Below are 23,624 nucleotides of genomic sequence, written 5' to 3'. Positions count from 1 at the left end.
AAATGGTGCTGCTGGACAGGATTGAACTGTCGACCTCGTCATTACCAATGACGCGCTCTACCACTGAGCTACAGCAGCAACCGGACCGCCCGCCAACGCATGTTCGCTGGGCAGGCGCGGCCTATGGCGGGGCGTCCCTCGCGTGTCAAGACGTGAGGCTTGACGATGCGGCGATTTCGCGGGCATGGCCGCGTTCGTGACCAAAACACCCTCCCCCGCCGACTTGGAGCGCGAAAGCCGCCTAGCCGAAGCGTTGCGGGCCAATCTGCGCAAGCGCAAGGCGCAGGCCCGCGACGCAAAGGCCGAAACGCCGCCTAAAGACTGACCGTCACGGTCACCTCGTCGCCCTCGGCAAGGCCCTCCGCCTTGCGCACCATCGCCTTGACCGGCAGCAGCCAGCCGCCGCTTTCCTTGTGCGGGAACACCGACGTTCTCCATCGGGTGTCGCCGATTCTCGCTTCGACGCGCGCCGAACCGAAACCTTTTCGCCCGTCCAGCCACTGCCCGGTCAACGCGGCCATGCGAATCCCGTCGGCTTCATCGCCGGCGATCGTCACGAAGAACCAGGCGGCGGGCGCGGTCGCCGATTGCCAACGCCAAAGCGGCGTTGTGACCGTAAAATCCTCCACCGGTCCTATTTCGCGGCGACCGGACGCACGGGGACCGGGATATTGCAGATGTCGGCGCCGCCCGCGGGGCGAATGAAGAAGGGATCGCGCCGGTTGGCGCGCGCATCGGCATAGCGCGCGAAGCTGTCGCCTTCGGTCGACAGATATTCGAATTTGGGTTGGTCGGCAGCGGGCAATTCGCTCGCGATGCGGATCGACGCGATGGGCGTGCGCTCGCCCTCGGTTTTATAGAAGCCGAGCGCTTCGGTCCCGCGCGGCAGGCTCGACAGATGCTCGATCCCGCCGATGACGCGGCCGACGACAGCGATGTTGCGATCGAGGTGGCGCGGTGCGTGGCCGATAACAGTATAAAGTTCTGCCCCCGACCCCGTATCAGGAGACATATTGCGGCCCACGCCAACGGCGCCATAGCAATGGACGGGCCATAATTCGCCATCCTTGCCACGCCCGACCGGCCAACCCCAAAGCGCCTGACTGGACGCATAGGGGTCTGAGATGATCGGCGCCGAACGTTTCATCGCTCTCGCGGCGTCCCATCCAGCGGCGCCCGTGCGGCTGACGACATACTCACTCTCGGGCACCGCCGCCAATCCCTCTGGCAGCGGCTTTTTCTCGGTCGCATCGCCCCATTGCACGACATAATTGTCCTGCACGCGGTTGATGCTCGTCCCATCCCACCAGTGCGCGGCCGCAAGCTTGCGGATATTGCCGATCCAGCCCTGACTGAACGGCGCGGGCGTCAACTGGATGACGACGCGCCGCGGCTTGCCCTTTGCATCGGGCGCAAGGTCCATCACCAACAGGTCGGATGGCGCGATGGCGATCCAGTCGCTCGCCGGCGCCGCCGCGGCGATTTCGCCGGGTGAGGGGGTCGGAGCCGGCTCCGAAGCGGTGACGGGAAGGGTGAACGACGCGGCTGCGGTTGCCGCCAGCAACAGATGTTTCATGGCCGATGTCTGCCACGCCCAATCGGCTTGCGAAAGCCCTGCCAAGCGATTAGGGCGCCCCTTCCAGTGCGAATTGGTTGAGCACCCGATTCACGCTTCGTGCTTCGCACGAAACGACCGGGGTGCATGCGGAGCGGTGGCCGAGTGGTCGAAGGCGCTCGCCTGGAAAGTGAGTATACGTCAAAAGCGTATCGAGGGTTCGAATCCCTCCCGCTCCGCCACTCCCATTTTCGGCAATTTCGTGCCACCCTGCGAAATGGCATGCGGCGCCATCCGGCAAAGGAAGCTGGAAGGCCTCCATTTGAACGCCTCTCCCTTGCCTCGCCGCTGCCTTTTCGCGCCGGCTATAATCTATGTTGCAGGCGAACGGCCGCATCTCGGCTAATAATCGCTTCGCATACGCCGACCTGCGACCCGGGCGGTTAATGAGCATCCTCTTGCGTAGCCATATACAAGAGGACTGAAGGGCTCTGCCGCAAGGCAGGGCCCTTCTTGCATTTCAGCCCCCCGCCGATTTGGTCGACGCGACGAGTTTTGTCACCGTCAGATAGTCGGCAAAATCGCACCGTCGCCGTTCCGCCGGTCGGGCCTGTCGAAGTCCGACAGGAACAGCATCCTTACCCGTTCGACCAATGTGGCTGCTTCGCCCAGATGAAGATAGGTTGCGTTGAACGATGCCAAAGCTGCCAACTGCTGGAAATCCGGAATTTCCAGCCGCATATTGCGTATCTCCACCGCGCAGCGAAGACGCAGTTGCTGGACGATACGGTTCACATGCACCTGCGTCAGGCCCATCGCTTCCGCCATCTGTCCCTGAGTCAGCAGAAAGTCGCATGAGCCGCCGCCGACGGAGGGGATGTCGTGCTGTCGCACATAGATTTCGCAAAGAAGCTGGGCCACGCGCTCGAGCGCGCTTCGCTGCCCGATATTGATCGTCCATTCGCGCTGCACCGCCGCGCCGAGGATCGCGGCCCAGCACAGCGCCGACGCCAGATTCGGACATTGCTCGAAAAGCCGCTGCGCGTCCGCCCTTCCGATCTCGGCAACCGACAGGCGGCGCACCGCGGCGATCGAATGATCGGTGCGCGCGACGGTGAAGAGATCGAGGTCGCAGAGCTCGCCCGGCAGGACCACTCCCAGGATTTGCCGCCGGCCGTCGGGCATCTGCTTATATTTTTGTGCCCAGCCCGCCAAAACGATCCGCAGCGCCATGGGCTTTTCGCCTTCGCGGGCGAGGTCGGCGCCCTTCATATAATCGCGCGCGTTGCGCGCCAAGCTGGCTTCCCAGACCAGCCGCTCCCGCGGGGTCAGCAGCGCGTTTACGATTTCAGCCAGCCCCATGCGTCCCCCTTGGATTCGAGAGACCAGATGCGCGTTACGCGCCGCGCGGACATTCACCCATGTTAAGTTGCTGCAACACTGATGATCAGGCGCCCCCAGGCCCCTTGACCCATGTCGGTTTACAAGCGCGAGCAGCGCAGAATCCGCCGCGAGAAGCAGCTTTAAGAATTCGTCGATCTTCGGAGGAAAATTCCCGATACCTGTCCAGCCACTGGCCGGAAGGAGGGAATGGCGCACCCGGAGCGATTCGAACGCCCGACCCTCAGATTCGTAGTCTGATGCTCTATCCAGCTGAGCTACGGGTGCGTGGAGAGGCGCCTTTAAGGGCCAGTGCCCGGGGGCGCAACCCCCTATTTCAGCTTTATGACCGCTTGGCCGGATTATTGGTTGCGGAGAGCGTTCAGGGAACGATTTCCGCGGAGCTCCGCAATCGCAGCCGGGTCGGCGCGATACCGCCTATCTTGCCTATGCGCATGATTTGCCGTCGGCGGACACAAGCCGCGCCCTACGCGCGGCGATGATTCGAAACCGCAAGCGCCCGCGGACCATTTTCGCGTTGCTGCCGTGGCCGGGAGAAGCGTCCCCCGGCCACAATCATCCCGTCATGCAAGGGCGCGCTATTTCGCCTTCAGCGCCGCCTGCGCCGCCGCCAACCGCGCGATCGGCACGCGGTAGGGCGAGGCGCTGACATAATCGAGGCCGGTCTTTTCGCAGAAGTGGATGCTCGGGGCGTCGCCGCCATGCTCGCCGCAGATGCCGAGCTTGATGCCCGCGCGCGTACCGCGCCCGCGCTCCGCCGCCAGTTCGATCAGCTGACCGACGCCCTCGACGTCGAGGCTGACGAAGGGGTCGGTGACGAAGATGCCCTTGTCGACATATTGGGTCAGGAAGCGGCCGGCGTCGTCGCGGCTGATACCGATCGTCGTCTGCGTCAAATCGTTGGTGCCGAAGCTGAAGAATTCCGCCGACCCGGCGATCTCGCCCGCCATCAGCGCGGCGCGCGGCAGTTCGATCATCGTACCGACAAGATAGGCGATCTCGCGGCCCTTTTCGGCGAACACCGCCTTGGCTTGGGCATCGACGACCGCCTTCATCAGGTCGAATTCGCGGCGCGTCGCGACGAGCGGGATCATCACCTCGGGGATCGGCGCAGCGCCGGTTTCGGCGGCGACGTCGCACGCCGCCTCGAAGATCGCGCGCGCCTGCATCTCGTAGATTTCGGGATAGGTGACGCCGAGGCGGCACCCGCGATGGCCGAGCATCGGGTTGAATTCGTGCAGCTCATTGGCGCGCGCCTTGAGCGCCTCGATCCCCACCCCCGCAGCGGCAGCGACGTCTGCGAAATCCTCCTCGCGCGTCGGCAGGAATTCGTGGAGCGGCGGATCGAGCAAGCGGATCGTCACCGGCAGCCCCGCCATCACGCCGAAGATCGCGGCAAAGTCGCCGCGCTGCTCGGGAAGCAGCTTGGCGAGCGCGGCACGCCGGCCGTCCTCGCTGTCGGCGAGGATCATCTCGCGTACCGCGGTGATGCGCGCGGCGTCGAAAAACATATGCTCGGTGCGGCAGAGCCCGATGCCCTCGGCACCGAAATCGCGCGCGACCTGTGCGTCCTGCGGCGTTTCGGCGTTGGTGCGCACCTTCATGCGGCGCACCTTGTCGGCCCAACCCATCAGCGTACCGAAATCGCCGACCAGTTCGGGGAGCAGGGTCGGAACCTCGCCCGCCATCACCTCGCCGGTCGAGCCGTCGAGCGTCAGGATATCGCCCTCGCGCAGCTCACGCCCGCCGACGCGCAGCACGCGCGCGGCGCCGTCGATCGACAATCCACCCGCGCCCGAAACGCAGGGGCGCCCCATGCCGCGTGCGACGACCGCGGCGTGGCTGGTCATACCGCCGCGCGCGGTCAAAATGCCCTTCGCCGCGTGCATGCCGTGGATGTCCTCGGGCGAGGTCTCGACGCGGACGAGGATCACCGCCTCGCCCATGCCTGCCGCCTTTTCCGCGCTGTCGGCGTCGAACATGATCATGCCCGATGCCGCGCCGGGGCTCGCGGGGAGCCCCTTGGTCAGCACGTCGCGCGGCGCATTCGGGTCAAGCGTCGGGTGGAGCAGCTGGTCGAGCGCGCCCGGATCGACGCGGCCGACGGCTTCTTCTTCCGAAATCAGCCCCTCGGCGGCCATTTCGACCGCGATGCGCAGCGCCGCCTTGGCGGTGCGCTTGCCCGAACGCGTCTGCAGCATCCACAAAGTCCCGCGTTCGACGGTGAACTCGATATCCTGCATGTCGCGATAATGCGTTTCGAGCGTGTCGAAGACGCGGCCGAGTTCGCCGAAGGTCTCGGGCATCGCCTCTTCCATCGACGCCGGCTTGGCGCCCGCGGTCTCGCGTGCGATCTTGGTCAGATATTGCGGCGTGCGGATGCCCGCGACCACATCTTCGCCTTGCGCGTTGATCAGCCACTCGCCGTACCAGGCGCGCTCGCCGGTCGCGGGGTCGCGCGTGAAGGCAACGCCCGTTGCCGAGGTGTCGCCCATATTGCCGAACACCATCGCCTGCACATTGACCGCGGTGCCCCACTCGCCGGGGATCGAGTTCAGGCGGCGATAGACTTTCGCGCGGTCGCTTTCCCAGCTCGCGAAGACCGCACCGACCGCACCCCACAGCTGGTCGTTCGGTTCCTGCGGGAAGGGCGCGCCAGTCTCGCGCTCGACGATCGCCTGATACTCCTTGACCAGCGCCCGCCAGTCTTCGGCCGACATCTCGGTGTCGAGGTAGAAGCCCTTGTCTTCCTTCGCGATTTCGAGCGCCTCTTCGAACTCGGCATGGTCGAGGCCCATAACGACGTCGGCATACATCTGGACGAAGCGGCGGTAGCTGTCCCACGCGAAGCGCGGGTCGCCCGAGGCTTCGGACAGGCCGACGACGGTCGCGTCGTTGAGCCCGAGATTGAGGACGGTGTCCATCATTCCCGGCATCGAAACGCGCGCGCCCGAGCGCACCGAGACGAGCAGCGGGTCGGCGGCGTCGCCGAAGCGTTTGCCGGTGATGCCTTCGATGTGGGCGATACCCGCGGCGACATCCTCGACCAGCCCGGCCGGAAACTGTTCGCCGTTGGTATAATAAGCGGTGCAGACGTCGGTGGTGATCGTAAAGCCCGGGGGCACCGGCAGGCCGATCGAGGCCATCTCGGCGAGATTCGACCCCTTGCCGCCCAGCAATTCCTTCGAGCGCTCGGCCGTCGTGGCCGCGCCGCCGAACAAATGCACCATCTTCGTCATCATATGCTCCTGCTGCCCCGGGGAGGAGGTGGGCGGGGAAATAGGGTCGAACCGCGACCGGGTCGACTCAGTTTTGCTTTAGCGGTGTCAGGCTGGCCTGCCTCCATGACGGGCCTGCCAATGATCGAAAATCGCCTGCCCCGCGCCGCCGCCGAAAGTCAGGATCGGTACGTCGCGGCGAAAGGCGAGCGAGCAGGCCTTGATCCACAGCGCCTTGCGCGGCTCGATCGACGCGATCTGCTCCCAGCCGATATGCAGCGGCGGGTGGAAGAGGCGAAAGAAGACGGGCGGACGAAGATAGATGCCCCGCTGGTCGAGCCAGACGTTCATCGCATTCTTGTAGCTGACCCCGCCGGGGAACCTGCCGATAACCATCGTCGTCCACGAAAAACGCCGCGCATCGGCGGGGATCGGGTGATTCCACGCAAAGGCGGGCAGATATTTCGACCACCCCACGAACGAGAGGACGCGCGTGACGAGCAGCCACATCGCGACAAAGAACAGCGGAAAACCGACTGCGAAGATCCAGACGAGATGCGTTTCGTTCATGGCACCCCTTCCCGCGCGCTGCCGCGCCTATCCCTCGATCTTCGAGAAATCGGCAACCCCATGCACCGCGCCGGTGAAGCGCGACAGCAGGCCGAGACGGTAAGCGCGGACCGCCTCGTCGGGGTCGTTGACCATGACGCCGTCGAAGAAAGCATCGATCGGAGCGCGAAGCGACGCGAGCGCGGCCATCGCGTCGGTAAAGCGCTCCTCGGCGACCGCAGCGGAGGCGGCGGGTTCGGCGGCATCGAGCGCGGCGAGCAAAGCTGCGTCGGCGTCGGTCGGCGGCGTCGCGGCGGCGGCGCCGCTCACCTCGCCCGCCTGCTTCAGGATATTCGCCGCACGCTTGTAACCCGCGAGCAGGTTGGTACCGTCCTCGGTCGCCATGAAGGCCTGCAGCGCCTTCACGCGTGCGAGCAGACGAACAAGATCATCCTCACCGCCGAGCGCGAACACGGCGTCGATGAGGTCATGGCGAACGCCGGCCTCGCGTTGCTGGACTTTCAGGCGGTCAGCGAAGAAGTCGAGAAGCGCAAAGCCCTGACCTTGCAGCAGCAAGCTGCTGAGCGCGGAAAACCCCTCAGCATTTCGATCTTGTAGCGCGGTTCTGAAGCCATCTTCGAACACCAGAATCTGTTTGGGGTTACCGGTCACAAGACGCCGACTCACAACAGTCATGGGATCGAGCAGAGGCAGTCTCAAGCTGTTAGTCGTGAGGATTTGCAGCACGCCAAGCGCCGCTCGGCGAAGAGCGAACGGATCCTTCGAACCCGTCGGCTTTTCATTGATCGCATAAAACTCGAAGAGAGTATCCAGCTTATCCGCTAACGCCACGGCCACCGTCACCGGCGCGGTCGGAACGTCATCGCCCTGCCCGACCGGTTTGTAATGGTCGCGGATCGCGTCGGCAACGGATTGCGGCAGGGCTTCGGCGCGGGCGTAATAGCCGCCCATCAGGCCCTGCAATTCGGGGAATTCGCCGACCATTTCGGTGACGAGGTCGGCCTTTGCCAGCTCCGCCGCCTGCCGCGCGAGCGCGGGGTCGCAGTTCGGGACGATGCCTTCGCTCGCCAGCCATTCGGCGAGCTTCGCGACGCGCTCGACCTTGTCGGCTACGGTGCCGAGCTTTTCATGGAAGGTGATGTTCGCGAGCTTCTCAGCGTGCTCGGCGAGCGTCTTCCTCTGGTCCTGTTCCCAGAAGAAGCGCGCGTCGGACAGGCGCGCGGCGAGGACCTTGCGGTTGCCCGCGACGATCTCCGCGCCGCCATCCTTCGCGTCGATGTTCGCGGTGCAGACGAAACCGTTCGCGAGCTTGCCGTCGGCGCCGTTCACGACGAAATATTTCTGGTTCACGCGCGCCGTCAGCTGGATGACCTCGGGCGGCACCTCCAGAAACGCTTCGTCGAAGCGGCCGAGCAAGGGCACTGGCCATTCGGTGAGGCCGGCGTTCTCGATCACCAGCCCCTCATCCTCGACGAGCGTCAGCCCGGCGTCGGCCGCGGCCTTCGCAGCGCCGTCGCGGATGATCGCCTGACGTTCCTCATGGTCGACGATGACATGACAGGCGCGCAGCTTCTCGGCATAGTCCGATGCAGAGCCGATGGTGATCTCGCCCGGGCAGTGGAAGCGGTGGCCGCGCGTCGCGAAACCCGCCAAAATCCCGCTAACTTCACACGCAACAAGCTCTTCGCCGAAGATCGCGACGATGCCCGACAGCGGGCGCACCCAGCGCAGGCTTTCGCTGCTCGCGCTCTCCTTGCCCCAGCGCATCGACTTGGGCCAGGCAAAGCCGCGGACGATCGCGGGGATCGCCTCGGCGAGAACCTCGGTCATCGCCAAGCCGGGCTCGACCTTATCCAGAAACAGAATGCCATTCCGCTCAGTTAACTGATCGCGCGTCGTGTTATGCTTACGCAAAAAGCCTTCCAACGCTTGTGCGGGGGCGTCGGCTTTAGGCCCTTTGACTTCAACAGTGGCGGAATCGGTCTGGTCAGGAAGACCTCGGGCAATCAGCGTGAGACGTCGAGGCGTCGACCAGATAGTCAAACCGTCCTTGGGGACTTCAAAAGCTCGCCGGATCAATTCCTGTCGGAACAGCTTTTCCAGTTCAGCGCGCGCGCCGGCCTGCATCCGCGCCGGGATTTCCTCGCTGCGCAGTTCGAGAAGAAAGTCGGTCACAGCGTCCACCCCGGATGGTTTTGGGTCCAGCGCTCGGACTGGCTGTCGATCCACGCTTTGCAGCTGCCCTTCGCGAGGTCGCGGACGCGCGCCATATAATTGGCGCGTTCCTGCACGCTGATTACGCCGCGCGCCTGGAGCAGGTTAAAGAGATGGCTCGCCTCGATCGCCTGATCATAGGCGGCGAGCGGGACGTTCGCCGCGATCGCGCGCTTGCACTCTTCTTCGGCGGCCTTGAAGCCCGCGAACAAACTGTCGGTGTCGGCAACCTCGAAATTCCATTTCGAGAATTGGCGTTCGTTTTCAAGGAACACGTCGCCATAGCTCACCGCCGCGACATCGCCGACCGCGTCGGAGAAGCGCAGGTCGTAAACATTGTCGACATTCTGGATATACATGGCGAGGCGTTCGAGCCCGTAGGTCAGCTCGCCCGCGACGGGCTTGCAGTCGAAGCCGCCCATCTGCTGGAAGTAAGTGAACTGGGTGACTTCCATTCCGTCGCACCAGACTTCCCAGCCCAGCCCCCACGCGCCTAACGTGGGCGATTCCCAATCGTCCTCGACGAAGCGGATGTCGTGGAGCAGCGGATCGATGCCGATCGCGGCGAGGCTGCCCAGATATTGTTCCTGCAGGTCGGCGGGCGACGGCTTCAATATGACCTGATATTGGTAATAATGCTGGAGGCGGTTCGGGTTCTCGCCATAGCGGCCATCGGTCGGACGGCGGCTCGGTTGGACATAGGCGACGTTCCACGGCTCGGGACCAAGGCTGCGCAGCGTTGTCGCGGGGTGAAACGTGCCGGCCCCCACGCGCATGTCGTAGGGCTGCAAAATCGCGCAGCCGCGCGCGCTCCAGTAATTATGCAGCGTCAGGATCATGTCCTGAAAGCTGAGTGGTGTCTTGTCCGCCCCGTCGGCCACGGCCGCAATCCCTTCGCAGGTGCAAAAAATCGCCGCCGCATTGGCCCAGCGACGGCAAAGGGTCAAGCCGTTGCTACGCGCGTTCGCGCCCTCCCCGCCACCGCGCATCGCAAAATGTCAGGTCTTGTTGACACGGTCAGTGACTCATGTCATTTAGTCAATAACACCTGACATTCGGTCAGGGACGCGTGACGGATTGGTCGATGAACAACCAGCTCAAAGTACTGCGCGCGATGCGAAACTGGAGCCAGGCGGAGCTTGCCGACCGGCTCGATGTCTCGCGGCAGGCGGTGAATGCGATCGAAACGGGAAAATACGACCCCTCGCTGCCGCTCGCGTTCAAACTGGCACGGCTGTTCGCCATGCCGATCGAGGAGATTTTCGATGATGGTTTCGAAGGACACCGCGACGATGCGTGAGACTGGCGAAGCGTCTGGCAAGCGTCCCGGCATCGGCTGGCCGATCGCGATAAGCCTTGCGACCATTTTTCTGGCCGCGTTCGTCGCGGGCTATCTCGACGGGACCGCCGGGGCAGGCCATCCGATCATGCCCACGCCGCTCGGGGCGGGGCTGGTGGTGCTCGCCGGCGCCGTCGCGATGGGACTTTACTTGCGCCGCGTCGGCGCCTTCTGGCGCGACTGGTCGCGGCGCAAGCGGCTCTATTGGGCCAGCCTGATCGGAGCCGGATTGATCGGCGCCCTCGCCGCAACGCTGCTGCACAGCGGCCGGGTCGAAGTTGGCGGCGACCCCTTTTTCAGCAACAGTGCGCTGTCGCCGACGATTGCCATCATCCTTGCGCTGTTGTGGATCGGCGGTCTCGCAGTCACCGCCTTTTTCTATCAACGCGTCATCGACGACCACGAAGAGCGAGCCTATTTGTGGGCCGGGCTCGCGGGTTTCTACGCCTTTATCATTCCCGCTCCCGCGTGGTGGGCGTTGGCGCGCGCGAGCATCCTGCCCCCGGTCGATGCCATGCTGCTTGTCCTGTTCGCCGTTATCGCCAACGCCGCGGTCTATTTCTGGCTCAAGTTCCGTTGAGCTCCCTTTTCACTTTCCAACCAACCGCTAAACATAAACAAAGATAAACATAAACAAAGAAAGGCTTCTCCCATGACAAAATGGTTCAAGACGCTCGCCACCAGTTGCGCGGTCATTCCGCTGGCGCAGTGCGCACTGGTCCCCGGGAAAAGCGTCGCGGCCGAACCGGAGACGCAGACCTCGCCAGCCGCCACAACCGACGCCGACCCCGCGCTGTGGGTGGTGAAGGACGAGGATACGACGATCTATCTGTTCGGCACCGTCCATGTGCTGAAGCCCGGGCTCGGCTGGTTCGACGAAGCGGTGAAGACCGCCTTCGACAAATCCGATCAGCTGATGCTCGAAATAGTGATGCCCGAGGATCAGGCCGAAGTGGCCAAGGTGATGATGCCGTTGGCGATCGACCAGAGCGGCAAGACGCTGTCGTCGCGGCTCGATCCCGAAGAGCTCAAGGCCTATCAGGCCGCGATGGCGAGCGTCGGCTTGCCCGCCGCGCAGTTCGACATGTTCGAACCCTGGTTCCCCGCGATCACCTTGTCGGTGCTGCCGCTGACCAAGCTTGGCTATGATCCCGAACAGGGCGCCGAAAAGCTGCTGACCGGTTTTGCAAAGGCGGCGGGGAAGCCGGTGGCGGGGCTCGAAACGCTCCCTGAACAGCTCGGCTTCTTCGACACGCTGCCCGAAACGCAACAGGTCGCCTTCCTCAACGCGGTGGTGGACGACCTCGACAAGCTGGGGCCGCAGCTCGACAAGATGGTGCTGCTGTGGGCAAAGGGCGACCCGGACGGCCTCGCCACCGCGATGAACGAGAGCCTGGCGGCGACGCCCGAACTCGCGAAGACCTTGCTCTGGGATCGCAACGCGCGCTGGGCGGGCCAGCTCGAGGCACGGATGGACCAGCCGGGGACCGTGTTCGTCGCGGTCGGCGCCGGGCATCTCGCGGGCGAGCATAGCGTGCAGGATTATCTCAAGGAACGCGGCCTCATGGTGAAACGAGTCGAATATTGAGGCGACCGGCGTCTCGATCCGGACGAAGGGGTCGCCGCATCGCGGCGGCCCTTTCGCCATTGCTGCTGACCGCCTGCGGGACCGCCGAGGCGGGGCCTGAAGCGCGGCCGGCGATGTGGCTGGTCGAGGATGCCGACACGAAAATCTATATTCTCGGCACGATGCACGCGCTGCCGCGCGGCACAGATTGGGACGAGGGCCGGGTGGCGAGCGCGATCGAGGCCTCCGACGCGCTGATGCTGGAGCTGCCGCCCGCCGAACTCGCGGCCGCGGGCGAGATGTTCCGGAAACTCGCGCCGCGCGACACACCACTTGCAATCGAAGCGCGCCTCTCGGGCAAGGCCCTGACAGGTTTTCGCGCGCTCGAAGCGAGCGGCCGCAGCTTCGGCGAGGACGGACTCGACGATTGGGCGGTGATGGTCCTGATGGGCCAGCGCGTCGCGCAAAATGCCGGCCTGTCGCCGGCCGACGGCGTCGAAACGGGTCTCACCGAAAAATTCAAGGCCGCGGGCAAGCCGATCGGAGGCTTCGAGACCGCGCGCGAACAGCTGACCCTGTTCGAAACGCTCGACCCGCAGACCCAGCGCATCCTGCTGACGCGCGCCGCCGAGGAAGCGGAGGGTGCGGTAAAGGAGGTCGGCGCGCTGACCGCGGCGTGGGGCCGCGGCGACGTCGCGGCGCTCGAAAAAGTGATCAACGAGGATATCGACAGCGTGCCCGCGGCGCGCAAAGCGATTATCACCGACCGCAACCGGCGCTGGAGCGCATGGATCGAGCGGCGGATGGCGCAGCCGGGGACCGTGCTCGTGGCGGTGGGTGCCGGGCATCTGGTTGGCTCCGACGGCGTGCCGGCTTTGGTCGCGGCCGACGGGCTGACGGTGACGCGCGTGCAATGAGCGCCGTAGCGCTTGCAATTCCGCCGCTTCCCCGCTAAGCGCCGCGGCTTCCGTCATGGTCATCCCTGGAGGCGTGGCGGAACTGTGTAACTGTTTCTCGGAGAAATATTATGAGCGATCAGCTGGTGCTGACGGCCGAGACGCGCGAACGCGGAGGCAAGGGAGCCTCGCGTGAACTGCGTCGTGAAGGCCGTGTCCCCGCCGTCGTCTATGGCGGCAAGGAAGAACCCCTGATGATCCACGTCGAAGAAAAGCTGCTGATGAAGCAGCTGATGACGGGTCACTTCATGAACTCGGTCGTGATGATCGACGTCGGCGGCAAGCAAATCCGCACGCTGCCCAAGGACGTCGCTTTCCACCCGGTCAAGGATCGCCCGATCCACGCCGACTTCCTGCGCATCGCCAAGGGCGCGACCGTCCAGGTCGCCGTGCCGGTCTCGTTCCTGAACGAAGAAGCCTCGCCCGGCCTGAAGCGCGGCGGCGTGCTGAACATCGTTCGCCACGAACTCGAACTCGTCTGCGACGCGGACAAGATCCCCGACGAGATCGCGATCGACGTCACCGGCTTCGACGTCGGCGATTCGATCCACATCAGCAACGTCACCCTGCCGAAGGGCGTCGAAAGCGCGATCACCGACCGCGACTTCACCATCGCCACCATCGTCGCCCCGTCGGCGCTCAAGTCGAGCGACGGCGACACGACGAAGGACGAAGGCGAAGCTGCCGAAGGCGCTGCCGCCGAAGGCGAAGCTCCGGCCGCCGAAGGCGACGAAGCCTAATATCGTTCGGACGGCCCCTTTCCACGCGGAAGGGGGCCGCCAACGACAGACCCCGGGAAAGGCAGTATCATGCAGCTCTGGGTCGGCCTCGGCAATCCCGGGCCCAAATATGCGATGCACCGTCACAATGTCGGCTTCATGGCCGCCGACGTCATCGCCGAAGTCCACGACTTCCCTCCGCCCGCCAAGAAATTCCAGGGCTGGATCCAGGAAGGCCGCATCGGATCGCAGCGCATCCTGCTGCTCAAACCCGGCACCTTCATGAACGAAAGCGGCCGCAGCGTGCGCGCCGCGCTCGATTTCTACAAATTGACGCCGCAGGACGTCACCGCCTTTTATGACGAGCTCGATCTCGCGCCGATGAAGGTCAAGGTGAAGCAAGGCGGCGGCGCGGCGGGCCATAACGGCATCCGCAGCATGATCAGCCACATCGGCGAGGATTTCCGTCGCGTGCGCATCGGCATCGGGCATCCGGGACACAAGGACCGCGTGACCGGCCACGTCCTCGGCAATTATCACAAGAGCGAGATGGAGCCGCTCATCGACCTGCTCGGCGCGATCGCCGCCGAAGCGAAATGGCTCGCCGACGGCGACGATGTGCGTTTCCAGAGTGACTTGGCGCTGCGCTTGCAGGGGTGATCAACCCTACACGCCCACGGCCGGCCCCGACCGCCGTCACATGTCCGTCATATAAGTCATTGCATTCCGACGCGTTCGAGCAACGCGGCTGACATCATCCTCTGCAATCGGTGCGCCACCTCCAAACCGGGACAATCGAGTCCCGGGGCTCAACCGAAAAACAGGGGAACTGCATGTCACATCTTACCGACAAAGCCCGTGCGCCTTATCGTGGCGAAACCGGCGGCCTTCCCGGCCCCGACAGCCTCGAGGCGATCGTCGCCGAAAATCCGACGCGCCGCACGCTGCTGCGGAACGGCCTGTTCGGCCTGTCCGTGATCCCCGCGATGGCGCTGGCGGCGTGTGACGACGATGGCGAACCGATCGTGACCGTCCCGCCGACGCCGACCCCGACGCCGACCCCCACCCCGACCCCGCCGCCGAGCTTCGCCGCCACCTTTGCCGCGGTCGCCGCGAACCAGGACGACCGGGTAACGGTGCCCGAGGGCTATACCGTCGACGTGCTACTGAAAGCGGGCGATTCGGTCGAAACTGGCACCGCCTATTCGGGCAGTTTCCCCGCGAGCCCCGCGGTCGCCGAGAAATGGGCGGGCGGCGGCCATGACGGCATGGAATATTTCGCGCTCCCCGACGTCGACGCCAACACCCGCGGCCTGCTCGCGATGAACTATGAATATCCCGACTTCAACATCCTGATGGCGGACGACTACGACCCCGCGGCGGCGAGCGCCGACCAGAAGGCCATCGCGCTGTCGGCGGTCGGCATCGGCGTCGTCGAGGTCGCCAAGGGCAGCGACGGCAAATGGACCGTGCAGGCGGGATCGACCTATAACCGCCGCTATACGGGCAACAGCAGCTACCGCGCCGGCGGTCCCGCCGCAGGGCTGCTCTCGGGCAGCATAACGGGCATGCTCAACAATTGTTCGAGCGGGCGGACGCCGTGGAACACCTACCTCACCTGCGAAGAGACGATGGACAATTATCTCGACCCGGCGCAGCCCGAAACCAACTATGGCTGGGTGGTCGAGATCGACCCGCTACGCGAACTCGCCCAGCCGACGAAACGCACCGCGATGGGCCGCTTCAACCACGAGAATGTGGCCTTCATGGCGAATGCCGATCGCCGCGTCGCTTTCTATATGGGCGACGACACGACCCCGGGCTGCATCTATAAATTCGTCCCCGACCGCGCCTATAGCGATACGAACCGTGCGGCGAACACCGACCTGCTCGACTATGGCACGCTCTATGTGGCGCGCTTCAACGGCGACGGCACGGGCGAATGGCGCGCGCTGGCCGTCGGCGAGAACGGCCTGACCGCCGGCGCCTCGGACCCGGGCAATGTCAGCCAGAGCGAAACGCCGCTGACGCCGACGACGGTCGATTTCAACAATCAGGCCGACGTGCTGATCAATTGCCAGCGCGCGGCGCGCGTCGCCGGCGGCACGGTGATGGACCGCCCCGAATGGCTGACCGTCGCGCCCGACAACAGCGCGGTGTTCTGCACGCTGACCAACAACAGCGGCCGCCGCGTCGCCGACCCCGCCAACCCGCGGATCCGCAACCTGCACGGCCATATCCTGAAGTTCAGCGAGGAAGGCAATTCGCCGCTGGCAACCAAGTTCAGCTGGGAAATCTTCCTGAGCGCGGGCGATCCTGCGCTGGCGGCGGGCGGCAGCAACCTCGTCGGCGATATCGAAGGCGACACCTTCTCCAGCCCCGACGGGCTGCGCATCGACCCCGAGGGCCGCATGTGGGTGCAGACCGATCACAGCGTTCCGGGCAATTCGGGCCTCGACGGCACGACGATCGACCAGGCCTTCGGCCATAACGCGATGTTCTATGTCGATCAGCAGAACAAGCAGTCGAAACGCTTCCTCGTCGGGCCGCTCGGCTGCGAGATCACGGGCCTGGCTTATACGCCCGACCTCACGACCTTCTTCGTCAACATCCAGCACCCGACTGGCGACTGGCCGGTCGCGGGCGAGCAGCCGCGATCGTCGACGATCGTGGTGCGGCGGACCGACAGCCAGCCGGTCGGCAACTGACAACGCTTGGGGCCGGTCGCGCGCGGCTGGCCCCGCTTACTCGGCCTTCGTCGCCGCCCGCTTCGGCGGGGGCGGCGGAGAGCCGTCGCGCGTTTGCGACATCAGCGTCACGCACATCGTCCGATGCACCGGATGGCGGCCGCAGGCGATCCCGGCATAGCGGTGCGCCGGGCGAAGCAGGCTGTGGCGATGGCCGCGATCGGGCACGCCGTCGTCGATCAGCAGCTGGTCGACGACGCCTTCGGGCGTGTGATGGCCATAGGTGATGACTTCGCTGACATAGGGGCCGCCGCCGCGCGCGCGCATCCGTTCGCCGGGCCCGCTGCCCCGCGTATAATGGCCCACCGCCCCCGAGCGCGACTGGACCGCGACGTGGTCCGCGGCGGCGCGGGCGAGCGGATCGCTCCACTCAAGTTCGGGCAGTGGTTTTTCACGGCGCAGGTCGCGGATCGCCTCGTCGACCGCGGCGACGCCTTCGCGCGTCATGATGTCGATCTCGCTGTCGTCTTCGCCGATCAGCAGCTTGCCCTCGAAACGCGGGCGATAGTCGCCAAGATAGTCGGCGTAGCCCGCGGGATCGCTGCGGAAGCGGTTGAGTTCGGCGAAGACGCCTTCCTCGAACCGGCTCTGCGCGGCGACGGCGGCGGTCACGCCAAAGGCCAGAAGCATGCCGGCGGCGAGAAGGCGGGGTTTCGTCATGGCTCGCGCGATAAAGCGCCAAGTCTGAACGGCGCGCAACGGCAAAGACTGGCATCGGGCGCGACTTGGCGCTAGGGGGCGCAGCAACACCGGCCCCTCATTCACGGCAGGCCGAACCTCACGGAGTTTTTATGGGTTTCAAATGCGGGATCGTCGGCCTGCCCAACGTCGGCAAGTCCACCCTGTTCAACGCGCTGACCGAAACCGCGGCGGCGCAGGCGGCGAACTATCCCTTCTGCACGATCGAGCCGAATATCGGCAATGTCGCGGTGCCCGACGACCGGCTGGAGAAACTCGCCGGAATCGCGAGCAGCAAGAAGATCATCGCGACGCAGCTCGCCTTCGTCGACATCGCCGGCCTTGTCCGCGGCGCGTCGAAGGGCGAAGGACTCGGCAACCAGTTCCTCGGCAATATCCGCGAGGTCGATGCGATCGTCCACGTCCTGCGCTGCTTCGAGGATGACGACATCCAGCATGTCGAGAACAAGGTCGACCCCGTCGCCGACGCCGAAACGGTCGAAACCGAGCTGCTACTCGCCGACCTCGAAAGCCTCGAAAAGCGCGTTCCGGCTTTCGCCAAGAAAGCGGCGCAGGGCGACAAGGAAGCGAAGATCGCCGCATCGGTGCTCCGGCAGGCGCTCGACCTGCTCCGCGACGGCAAGCCCGCGCGGCTCGTCGAACCGAAGGACGACGAGGAAGCCCGCGTGCTGCGCACCGCGCAGCTCCTGACCTCGAAACCCGTCCTCTATGTCTGCAACGTCGACGAAGGCAGTGCCGCGAACGGCAACGCCTTCTCCGAAAAGGTCTTCGCCAAGGCGGCGGCCGAGGGTGCGCAGGCGGTGGTCGTTTCGGCGGCGATCGAGAGCGAGCTCGTCACGATGGACATGGCCGACCGGCTCGAGTTCCTCGAAGAGATGGGCCTGCATGAAACCGGCCTCGCCCGCGTCATCCGCGCCGGCTACGAACTGCTCCACCTCATCACCTTCTTCACCGTCGGTCCGCAGGAAGCGCGCGCCTGGACCGTCCACACCGGCGCCACCGCTCCCGAGGCGGCGGGCGAGATCCACAGCGATTTCCAGAAGGGCTTCATCCGCGCCGAAACCATCGCCTATGACGATTATGTCACGCTCGGCGGCGAAGCGAAGGCGCGCGAGGCGGGCAAGCTGCGCGCCGAAGGCAAGGCCTATGTCGTGAGCGACGGCGACGTCATGCATTTCCTGCACAGCTGAATCTCTCCCTTCCCGCTTGCGGGAGGGGTCGGGGGAGGGCCTGTGACGTCACCCCCTCCCCGCTGCGACTAGCGAGCAAGCTCGCAAGTCTCGCTGCCCCTCCCACAAGCGGAAGGGGTTCAGTTTGCCTCGAACGCTGCCAATATCGGGCACGGTCCCTTGTCGCTCGCCGCGCATTGGTCGGCCAGCCGCGCGAGCGCGGCGCGTGTTTGGGTCATCTGCGCGATCTTTTCGTCGAGCACCTCGATCCGCTGGCGCGCCAGCGTGCGCACCCGCACGCGGTCGTCGCTCGCCTCGAGCGCCAGCAGTTCGGCTATCTCGTCGAGGGTGAAGCCCGACGCCTGCGCCGAACGGATGAATTTCAGACGCCGCAGGTCATCCTCGTCATAGCGGCGGATTCCGCCGCCCCAGCCGTCGCCGCCGCTGCGCGCGGGCGTATCTATCAGCCCGCGGCGCTGGTAATAGCGCACCGTCTCGACCCCAACGTCGCCCGCCGCTGCCAATTTTCCGATCGTCAATTGCATTGCTTGACTCCGTACCATGGTACGGACGCTATATGGGGCGCATGACGAAACAGGCAACCCTCCATCGCATGGTCATGCCCGGGCACATCTGCCCCTATGGCCTCAAGGCAAAACATCTGCTCGAAAGCCGCGGCTTCGCGGTCGACGACCGCTGGCTGACAACGCGCGAAGAGACCGACGCATTCAAGGCCGAGCATGGTGTCAAGACGACGCCGCAGACATTCATCGACGGCGAGCGTATCGGGGGATATGACGACCTGCGCCGTCATTTCGGGCTGAAGGTCGCCGATCCCGACGCCACAAGCTACACCCCCGTCATCGCGCTGTTCGCGATGACGGCGCTGATGGCGCTCGCCGCGAGCTTCGCGGTCGAGGGTAACGCCTTTACGTTGCGCGCCGCCGAATGGTTCATCTCGTTCAGCATGATCGTGCTGGCGCTGCTGAAATTGCAGGATGTCGACAAATTCGCGACGATGTTCCTGAACTATGATCTGCTCGCCAAGCGCTGGGTGCCCTATGCGAGCATCTACCCCTTCGCCGAGGGGCTCGCGGGGGTGCTGATGACCGCACACGCGCTCGACTGGCTGTCGATCCCGGTCGCGCTGTTTATCGGCGGCATCGGAGCGGTATCGGTGTTCAAGGCGGTCTATATCGACAAGCGTGACATCAAATGCGCGTGCGTCGGTGGGAGCAGCAAGGTGCCGCTGGGCTTCGTTTCGCTCACCGAGAATCTGATGATGATTGCGATGGCGCTGTGGATGGCGCGGATGTGGTTCTGAGGCGCACTCCTATCGGTCATTGATGAAACATATAGCTGGGCTATCAGGGGCTTCGATTCGCCCCAGGGAGCCCAGCCATGTTCGACCGCCGCCACTTCCTCGCCGGGGCCACGCTCGCCGGCCTTGCCGCCCCGGCGATCCTGCGCGCCGAGGGCGGCATCTTCCGTGAGTTCCCGTTCAGCCTCGGCGTCGCGGCGGGCGATCCGGCAAGCGACGGCTTCGTCATCTGGACGCGCCTCGCCCCCGAACCGATGGAGCGCCACGGCGGGATGCCGCTGGCAAACTTTCCCGTCGATTGGGAGGTCGCGAGCGACACCGGATTTCGCGATGTGGTCGCCAAGGGCACCGAACTCGCGCGCCCCGAACTCGGGCATAGCGTCCATGTCGAGGTCACGGGACTCCAGCCCGACCGTCCCTATTATTACCGCTTCACCGCGGGCGGCGAACGCAGCCTGCGCGGCCGCGCGCGCACGCTCCCCCGGGTCGGCGCTCCTACCGAGGCGTTGAAGTTCGGCGTCTGCGGCTGCCAGCATTTCGAAGCGGGCTTTTTCGGTGCCTACCGCCACCTCGCGCGCGAGGACCTTGCCTTCGTCTATCATTATGGCGACTTCATCTATGAATATAGCCAGGATTACCTGTTCGACGCCGGCCTTCCGACCCGGCCGGTGCGCAAGCACGCGTTCCGCAACCTGATCGACCTCGGCGACTTCCGCCTCGCCTATGCGCAGCAGCTCGGCGACATCGACCTGCAGGCGGCGCGCTGCACCCACGCCTTCCTGTCGAGCTTCGACGATCACGAGATCCGCAACGACTGGGTGTCGGACATCGACAATTGGAAGCTCGGGCTCGACGGTAACGACCCCGACGCGGCCCCGCCCGAAGTTTTCATGCTGAAGAAGCAGGCGGCGATGCAGGCGTGGTACGAACATATGCCGGTGCGCCGCTCGATGCTGCCGCGCGGCGGCATGGTCGCGCTGAACCGCGAGCTTCGCTACGGCGACCTCATGGCGATGCAACTGCTCGACACGCGGCAATATCGCGATGACCAGCCGTGCGAGGACGGCTTCAAACCCGCCTGTCCGGGCGTCTATGACAAGAAGGCCGAGGTGCTGGGCAAGGCGCAGGAGGATTGGCTGAACCGCAATCTGGGCGAAGGCGGCGCGACGTGGAACACGCTGGCGCAGCAGGTGACGATGATGTCGCTCGACCGGCGGCGGCGGCCCGACGAGCCCAAGAAGATCCTCAACCTCGATAGCTGGGCGGGCTATGAGGCGCCGCGCGAACGCATGTTGTCGCGGTTCGGCGGGCTCAAGAATGTCGTCGTGCTGACCGGCGACGAGCACCAGAATTTCTGCGGGGACCTCGTGCGACAAGACAAGGTCGTCGGCGCCGAGTTCGTCGCGACCTCGATTTCGAGCGGCGGCGACGGCAGCGACAAGCGCAGCGGCACCGACGACTGGCTGAAGCTGAACCCCGAACTCAAATTCGCGAACGACCAGCGCGGCTATGTCGTATGCGAAGTCGGCCGCGAGGCGTGGCAGACGCATTTCATGGTGGTCGACAAGGTGACGACGCCGGTGAATACGCTGTCGAAGCGCGCGACGGGGGTGGTCGAGAACGGGGTAGCCGGGATCAAAATGGCCTAACGCACCACTGCCATCGCGTGGATCGAAGCCGCCGGCGCGTTGACGATCTGGAGCTGGTAGCGCCCCTGCGTCACATCGAATTCGACCATCTTGCGGATGCCCGAACAGGCGGGACCATGGCCGTGCGTGACCGATTTCACGGCGGCGCCATCGCGCACCAGGTCGATCCACGCACCCGCGTCGAGCGCGACGATCAGCCGCCCCGCCCGCTTTACTTCGATCGGGATCATGCCGCCGAACTTGTGAACGTCGGGCTTGCGCTCGGGGGCGACGCCGTAACGCAGGCTTTCGAACCTGTGCAGCGGCAATGCGGTCCGCGCCGCGCCGAGCGGCAACCAGTCGGCGCCGAGGTCGTCGCCATAGGCATAGATCGTCTTGCCCGATGCATCGCGCGACCAATCCACCAGATCGTCCGGCAGCACCGGCGCGGCGGGACAGCCCCCTTCCTTCGCCGGCGGCGCGGCCGACACGGACGCGGCAAACGCAATGGACGTCAATGCGGCAGCAATGATCCGGATCCCCATCCTATTTCCTCCCGAACAGTTTTTCGACGTCGTCCATCGCGAGCTTCACCCACGTCGGGCGCCCGTGGTTGCACTGGCCCGAATGCGGCGTGATCTCCATCGTGCGGAGCAACGCGTTCATCTCGGCGACGCTGAGCGTTCGCCCTGCCCGCACCGACCCGTGGCACGCCATCGTCGCGGCGACGAGCTCGAGCCGTTCGCTGAGCCCCAGCGCGGCGTCATAGCCCGCGAGATCGTCGGCGATGTCGGTGACCAGCTTGTGGCAGTCGATCGCGCCGAGCATCGCCGGCGTCGCGCGCACCATCACCGCAGCGGGGCCGAAGCGTTCGAGCTCGACGCCGAGCGCGGCGAGTTGCGGCGCGGCGGCTTCGAGCCGGTCGCATGCGGGTTCGTCGAGTTCGACGACCTCGGGCAGCAGCAGGCCTTGCGACGGCACCGCCTGCCCGCTCATCCCGCGGCGGAGTTGTTCGAGCACGAGCCGTTCGTGCGCGGCGTGCTGGTCGACGATGACCAGCCCGTCTTCGGCTTCGGCGACGATATAGGTTTTCGCGATCTGGCCGCGCGCGATGCCGAGCGGATGCGCCTCGACGCCGGGCACCGGGGCGACCGCAGGCTCGGCGCGGCCCATCGGTAGTGCATCGCGCGACGGCGCGAAATCGACGATGCGGTCGTGCAGCAGCGCCGTCGTCCCGGCATCGGCAGCGCCGAATATGGGCGCAGCCGGGCTTTGCGAGGGTGCCAGATACGGGGCGAACAAGGTCGGCGGCTGCGGCGCGACCGGTTCCTGCTGCCATGCGGCGAGCGCGGCCTCGGCGGGGCGCTGGACGCTGCGGAAGCCATGCTCGTCGAGCGCGCGGCGGAGGCCCCCGACGATCATCCCGCGAATGAGCTGCGGGTCGCGAAAGCGCACTTCGGTCTTCGCCGGATGGACGTTGACGTCGACCTCACTCGTCGGCACGTCGAGGAACAGCGCGACGACCGGATGGCGATCACGCGCGAGCAGGTCGGCATAGGCGCCGCGCAGCGCGCCGACGAGCAGCCGGTCCTTCACCGGGCGCCCGTTGACGAACAGATATTGATGGTCGGCGATGCCGCGATTGTAGGTCGGCAGGCTGATCACACCGCCCAGATGCACCTCGCCGCGATCGAGATCGACCCCGATGCTGTTCGCGGCGAGCTCGCGCTGGGTCAGCGCCGCGACGCGCGCAAGCCGATCCTGCCCGCCTTGCACGTCGAGCACGCGGCGCCCATCATGCTCGACCACGAAAGCGATGTCGGGCCGCGCCATCGCGAGCCGTCGCACGGCGTCGAGGCAGGCGGCATATTCGCTCCGCCCGCTGCGCAGGAACTTGCGCCGCGCCGGAACGCGCGCGAACAGATCCTCGACCAGCACGCGCGTGCCCCTGGCGAGCGCGGCGGGCCCTTCGGCGACCACCGCGCCATTGTCGACGACGCGTTTCCAGCCGTCGCCGCCCGCCACGCGGCTTTCGAGCGTCAGCCGCGCGACGCTCGCGATCGAGGGCAGCGCCTCGCCGCGAAAGCCCATCGTTATGACATCCTCGATCGCGTCGGTCGGCAGCTTCGAGGTCGCATGGCGTTCGAGCGCGAGCGCCATGTCGGCGGCGGCCATTCCGCAGCCGTCGTCCTCGACTTCGAGGCGCGAAATCCCGCCCTCGGCGATTCGCACCGATATGCGAGTCGAACCGGCGTCGATGGCGTTTTCAACCAGTTCCTTGAGCGCCGCGGCGGGTCTTTCAACCACTTCACCCGCTGCGATCCGATTTACGAGCTTTTCCGGCAGGCGACGTATTGACATGGCCGCTCTCCTAGCGCAGTCGAACGCAAATCGCGACCCATCCGCACAGCCCTGATCATTTTGTCCAGCCACCCCCCGTGGACGAGCCGGAATCTCCCCCTGATTGTAGCTGTCGCCGGCCGGACGCGCGGGTGAAATCACGACAGGGGGCGTGTCCGTC

22 protein-coding genes and 3 tRNA genes are annotated in these 23,624 nt (G+C 65.4%); 12 read left to right on the top strand and 13 right to left on the bottom strand.

The window, feature by feature from the left end:
• Nucleotides 1–3: 3 nt before the first annotated feature.
• Nucleotides 4–78 (bottom strand) — tRNA-Thr (locus VFG17_RS21295).
• Between the two features lie 106 nt (nt 79–184).
• Here VFG17_RS21295 and VFG17_RS21290 point away from each other — a divergent pair.
• Entirely contained in the window at nt 185–325 is a 141-nt protein-coding gene (locus tag VFG17_RS21290; protein WP_325031360.1) for a hypothetical protein, read from the top strand.
• Here the strand turns inward: VFG17_RS21290 and VFG17_RS21285 are convergent.
• Complete coding sequence (locus VFG17_RS21285; RefSeq protein WP_325031359.1) at nt 315–629, bottom strand: DUF1905 domain-containing protein; 315 nt, start codon at nt 627–629, stop codon at nt 315–317. The genes VFG17_RS21290 and VFG17_RS21285 overlap by 11 nt on opposite strands.
• A 5-nt stretch (nt 630–634) precedes the next feature.
• Nucleotides 635–1,576, bottom strand: a complete 942-nt coding sequence (locus VFG17_RS21280) for a peptidylprolyl isomerase (RefSeq protein ID WP_325031358.1) — start codon at nt 1,574–1,576, stop codon at nt 635–637.
• 130 nt (nt 1,577–1,706) lie between these two features.
• Between VFG17_RS21280 and VFG17_RS21275 the strand changes: the two genes are divergently transcribed.
• Nucleotides 1,707–1,797, top strand: a tRNA-Ser gene (locus tag VFG17_RS21275).
• Between the two features lie 322 nt (nt 1,798–2,119).
• On the opposite strand, the gene VFG17_RS21270 is transcribed toward VFG17_RS21275, so the two are convergent.
• From VFG17_RS21270 to VFG17_RS21245, 6 genes are all read right to left on the bottom strand, one after another.
• A complete protein-coding gene (locus VFG17_RS21270) occupies nt 2,120–3,154 on the bottom strand; it encodes a Crp/Fnr family transcriptional regulator (RefSeq protein WP_325031357.1) in 1,035 nt (344 codons plus the stop codon).
• Nucleotides 3,147–3,223 (bottom strand) — tRNA-Arg (locus tag VFG17_RS21265). Before VFG17_RS21265 ends, VFG17_RS21270 begins: the two co-directional genes overlap by 8 nt.
• Nucleotides 3,224–3,534: 311 nt before the next feature.
• A complete protein-coding gene (gene ppdK / locus VFG17_RS21260) occupies nt 3,535–6,195 on the bottom strand; it encodes a pyruvate, phosphate dikinase (protein ID WP_325031356.1) in 2,661 nt (886 codons plus the stop codon).
• Nucleotides 6,196–6,282: 87 nt separating this feature from the next.
• Nucleotides 6,283–6,744, bottom strand: a complete 462-nt coding sequence (locus VFG17_RS21255) for a hypothetical protein (RefSeq protein ID WP_325031355.1) — start codon at nt 6,742–6,744, stop codon at nt 6,283–6,285.
• 27 nt (nt 6,745–6,771) lie between these two features.
• Nucleotides 6,772–8,919: a glycine--tRNA ligase subunit beta gene (glyS, locus tag VFG17_RS21250; RefSeq protein ID WP_325031354.1), complete on the bottom strand. Its 2,148-nt coding sequence runs from the start codon at nt 8,917–8,919 to the stop codon at nt 6,772–6,774.
• On the bottom strand, nt 8,916–9,797 hold the full coding sequence (locus VFG17_RS21245) for a glycine--tRNA ligase subunit alpha (protein WP_325031435.1): 882 nt from the start codon (nt 9,795–9,797) through the stop codon (nt 8,916–8,918). Before VFG17_RS21245 ends, glyS begins: the two co-directional genes overlap by 4 nt.
• 245 nt (nt 9,798–10,042) lie before the next feature.
• Between VFG17_RS21245 and VFG17_RS21240 the strand changes: the two genes are divergently transcribed.
• The 7 genes from VFG17_RS21240 (at nt 10,043) to VFG17_RS21210 (ending at nt 16,247) form a co-directional block, all read left to right on the top strand.
• Nucleotides 10,043–10,258, top strand: a complete 216-nt coding sequence (locus VFG17_RS21240; protein WP_325031353.1) for a helix-turn-helix transcriptional regulator — start codon at nt 10,043–10,045, stop codon at nt 10,256–10,258.
• Nucleotides 10,224–10,877, top strand: a complete 654-nt coding sequence (locus VFG17_RS21235) for a hypothetical protein (protein ID WP_325031352.1) — start codon at nt 10,224–10,226, stop codon at nt 10,875–10,877. Before VFG17_RS21240 ends, VFG17_RS21235 begins: the two co-directional genes overlap by 35 nt.
• Nucleotides 10,878–10,949: 72 nt before the next feature.
• A complete protein-coding gene (locus VFG17_RS21230) occupies nt 10,950–11,885 on the top strand; it encodes a TraB/GumN family protein (RefSeq protein ID WP_325031351.1) in 936 nt (311 codons plus the stop codon).
• A 59-nt stretch (nt 11,886–11,944) separates the two neighbouring features.
• Nucleotides 11,945–12,781: a TraB/GumN family protein gene (locus tag VFG17_RS21225; RefSeq protein ID WP_325031350.1), complete on the top strand. Its 837-nt coding sequence runs from the start codon at nt 11,945–11,947 to the stop codon at nt 12,779–12,781.
• Between the two features lie 110 nt (nt 12,782–12,891).
• Nucleotides 12,892–13,560: a 50S ribosomal protein L25/general stress protein Ctc gene (locus VFG17_RS21220; RefSeq protein ID WP_325031349.1), complete on the top strand. Its 669-nt coding sequence runs from the start codon at nt 12,892–12,894 to the stop codon at nt 13,558–13,560.
• A gap of 69 nt (nt 13,561–13,629) precedes the next feature.
• On the top strand, nt 13,630–14,199 hold the full coding sequence (gene pth, locus VFG17_RS21215; protein WP_325031348.1) for an aminoacyl-tRNA hydrolase: 570 nt from the start codon (nt 13,630–13,632) through the stop codon (nt 14,197–14,199).
• A gap of 173 nt (nt 14,200–14,372) precedes the next feature.
• Complete coding sequence (locus VFG17_RS21210) at nt 14,373–16,247, top strand: PhoX family protein (protein WP_325031347.1); 1,875 nt, start codon at nt 14,373–14,375, stop codon at nt 16,245–16,247.
• 36 nt (nt 16,248–16,283) lie between these two features.
• Here the strand turns inward: VFG17_RS21210 and VFG17_RS21205 are convergent, their stop codons facing one another.
• The gene (locus tag VFG17_RS21205) at nt 16,284–16,946 is read right to left on the bottom strand and encodes a CAP domain-containing protein (protein WP_325031346.1); all 663 of its coding nucleotides are present in this window, start codon (nt 16,944–16,946) and stop codon (nt 16,284–16,286) included.
• A gap of 131 nt (nt 16,947–17,077) precedes the next feature.
• Between VFG17_RS21205 and ychF the strand changes: the two genes are divergently transcribed.
• Nucleotides 17,078–18,175, top strand: coding sequence for a redox-regulated ATPase YchF (gene ychF, locus VFG17_RS21200; RefSeq protein ID WP_325031345.1), 1,098 nt, complete (start codon nt 17,078–17,080; stop codon nt 18,173–18,175).
• Nucleotides 18,176–18,294: 119 nt separating this feature from the next.
• Here ychF and VFG17_RS21195 read toward each other — a convergent pair whose 3' ends face one another.
• Nucleotides 18,295–18,699, bottom strand: coding sequence for a MerR family transcriptional regulator (locus VFG17_RS21195; protein ID WP_325031344.1), 405 nt, complete (start codon nt 18,697–18,699; stop codon nt 18,295–18,297).
• Between the two features lie 32 nt (nt 18,700–18,731).
• On the opposite strand from VFG17_RS21195, the gene VFG17_RS21190 reads away from it, so the two are divergent.
• Entirely contained in the window at nt 18,732–19,478 is a 747-nt protein-coding gene (locus VFG17_RS21190) for a glutaredoxin family protein (protein ID WP_414712977.1), read from the top strand.
• Between the two features lie 77 nt (nt 19,479–19,555).
• Nucleotides 19,556–21,124 carry an alkaline phosphatase D family protein gene (locus VFG17_RS21185; protein ID WP_325031342.1) on the top strand — a complete coding sequence of 523 codons (1,569 nt, stop codon included), beginning with the start codon at nt 19,556–19,558 and terminating at the stop codon, nt 21,122–21,124.
• Here VFG17_RS21185 and VFG17_RS21180 read toward each other — a convergent pair.
• Both VFG17_RS21180 and mutL read right to left on the bottom strand, forming a co-directional pair.
• On the bottom strand, nt 21,121–21,648 hold the full coding sequence (locus tag VFG17_RS21180; RefSeq protein WP_325031341.1) for a homogentisate 1,2-dioxygenase: 528 nt from the start codon (nt 21,646–21,648) through the stop codon (nt 21,121–21,123). The two genes, VFG17_RS21185 and VFG17_RS21180, sit on opposite strands and share 4 nt — an antisense overlap.
• A gap of 1 nt (nt 21,649) precedes the next feature.
• Entirely contained in the window at nt 21,650–23,464 is a 1,815-nt protein-coding gene (gene mutL, locus VFG17_RS21175) for a DNA mismatch repair endonuclease MutL (RefSeq protein WP_325031340.1), read from the bottom strand.
• Between the last annotated feature and the right edge of the window lie 160 nt (nt 23,465–23,624).

Source organism: Sphingopyxis sp., from assembly GCF_035686825.1.
Lineage (GTDB): Bacteria > Pseudomonadota > Alphaproteobacteria > Sphingomonadales > Sphingomonadaceae > Sphingopyxis.
This window is presented reverse-complemented; position numbering and strand designations above follow the sequence as displayed.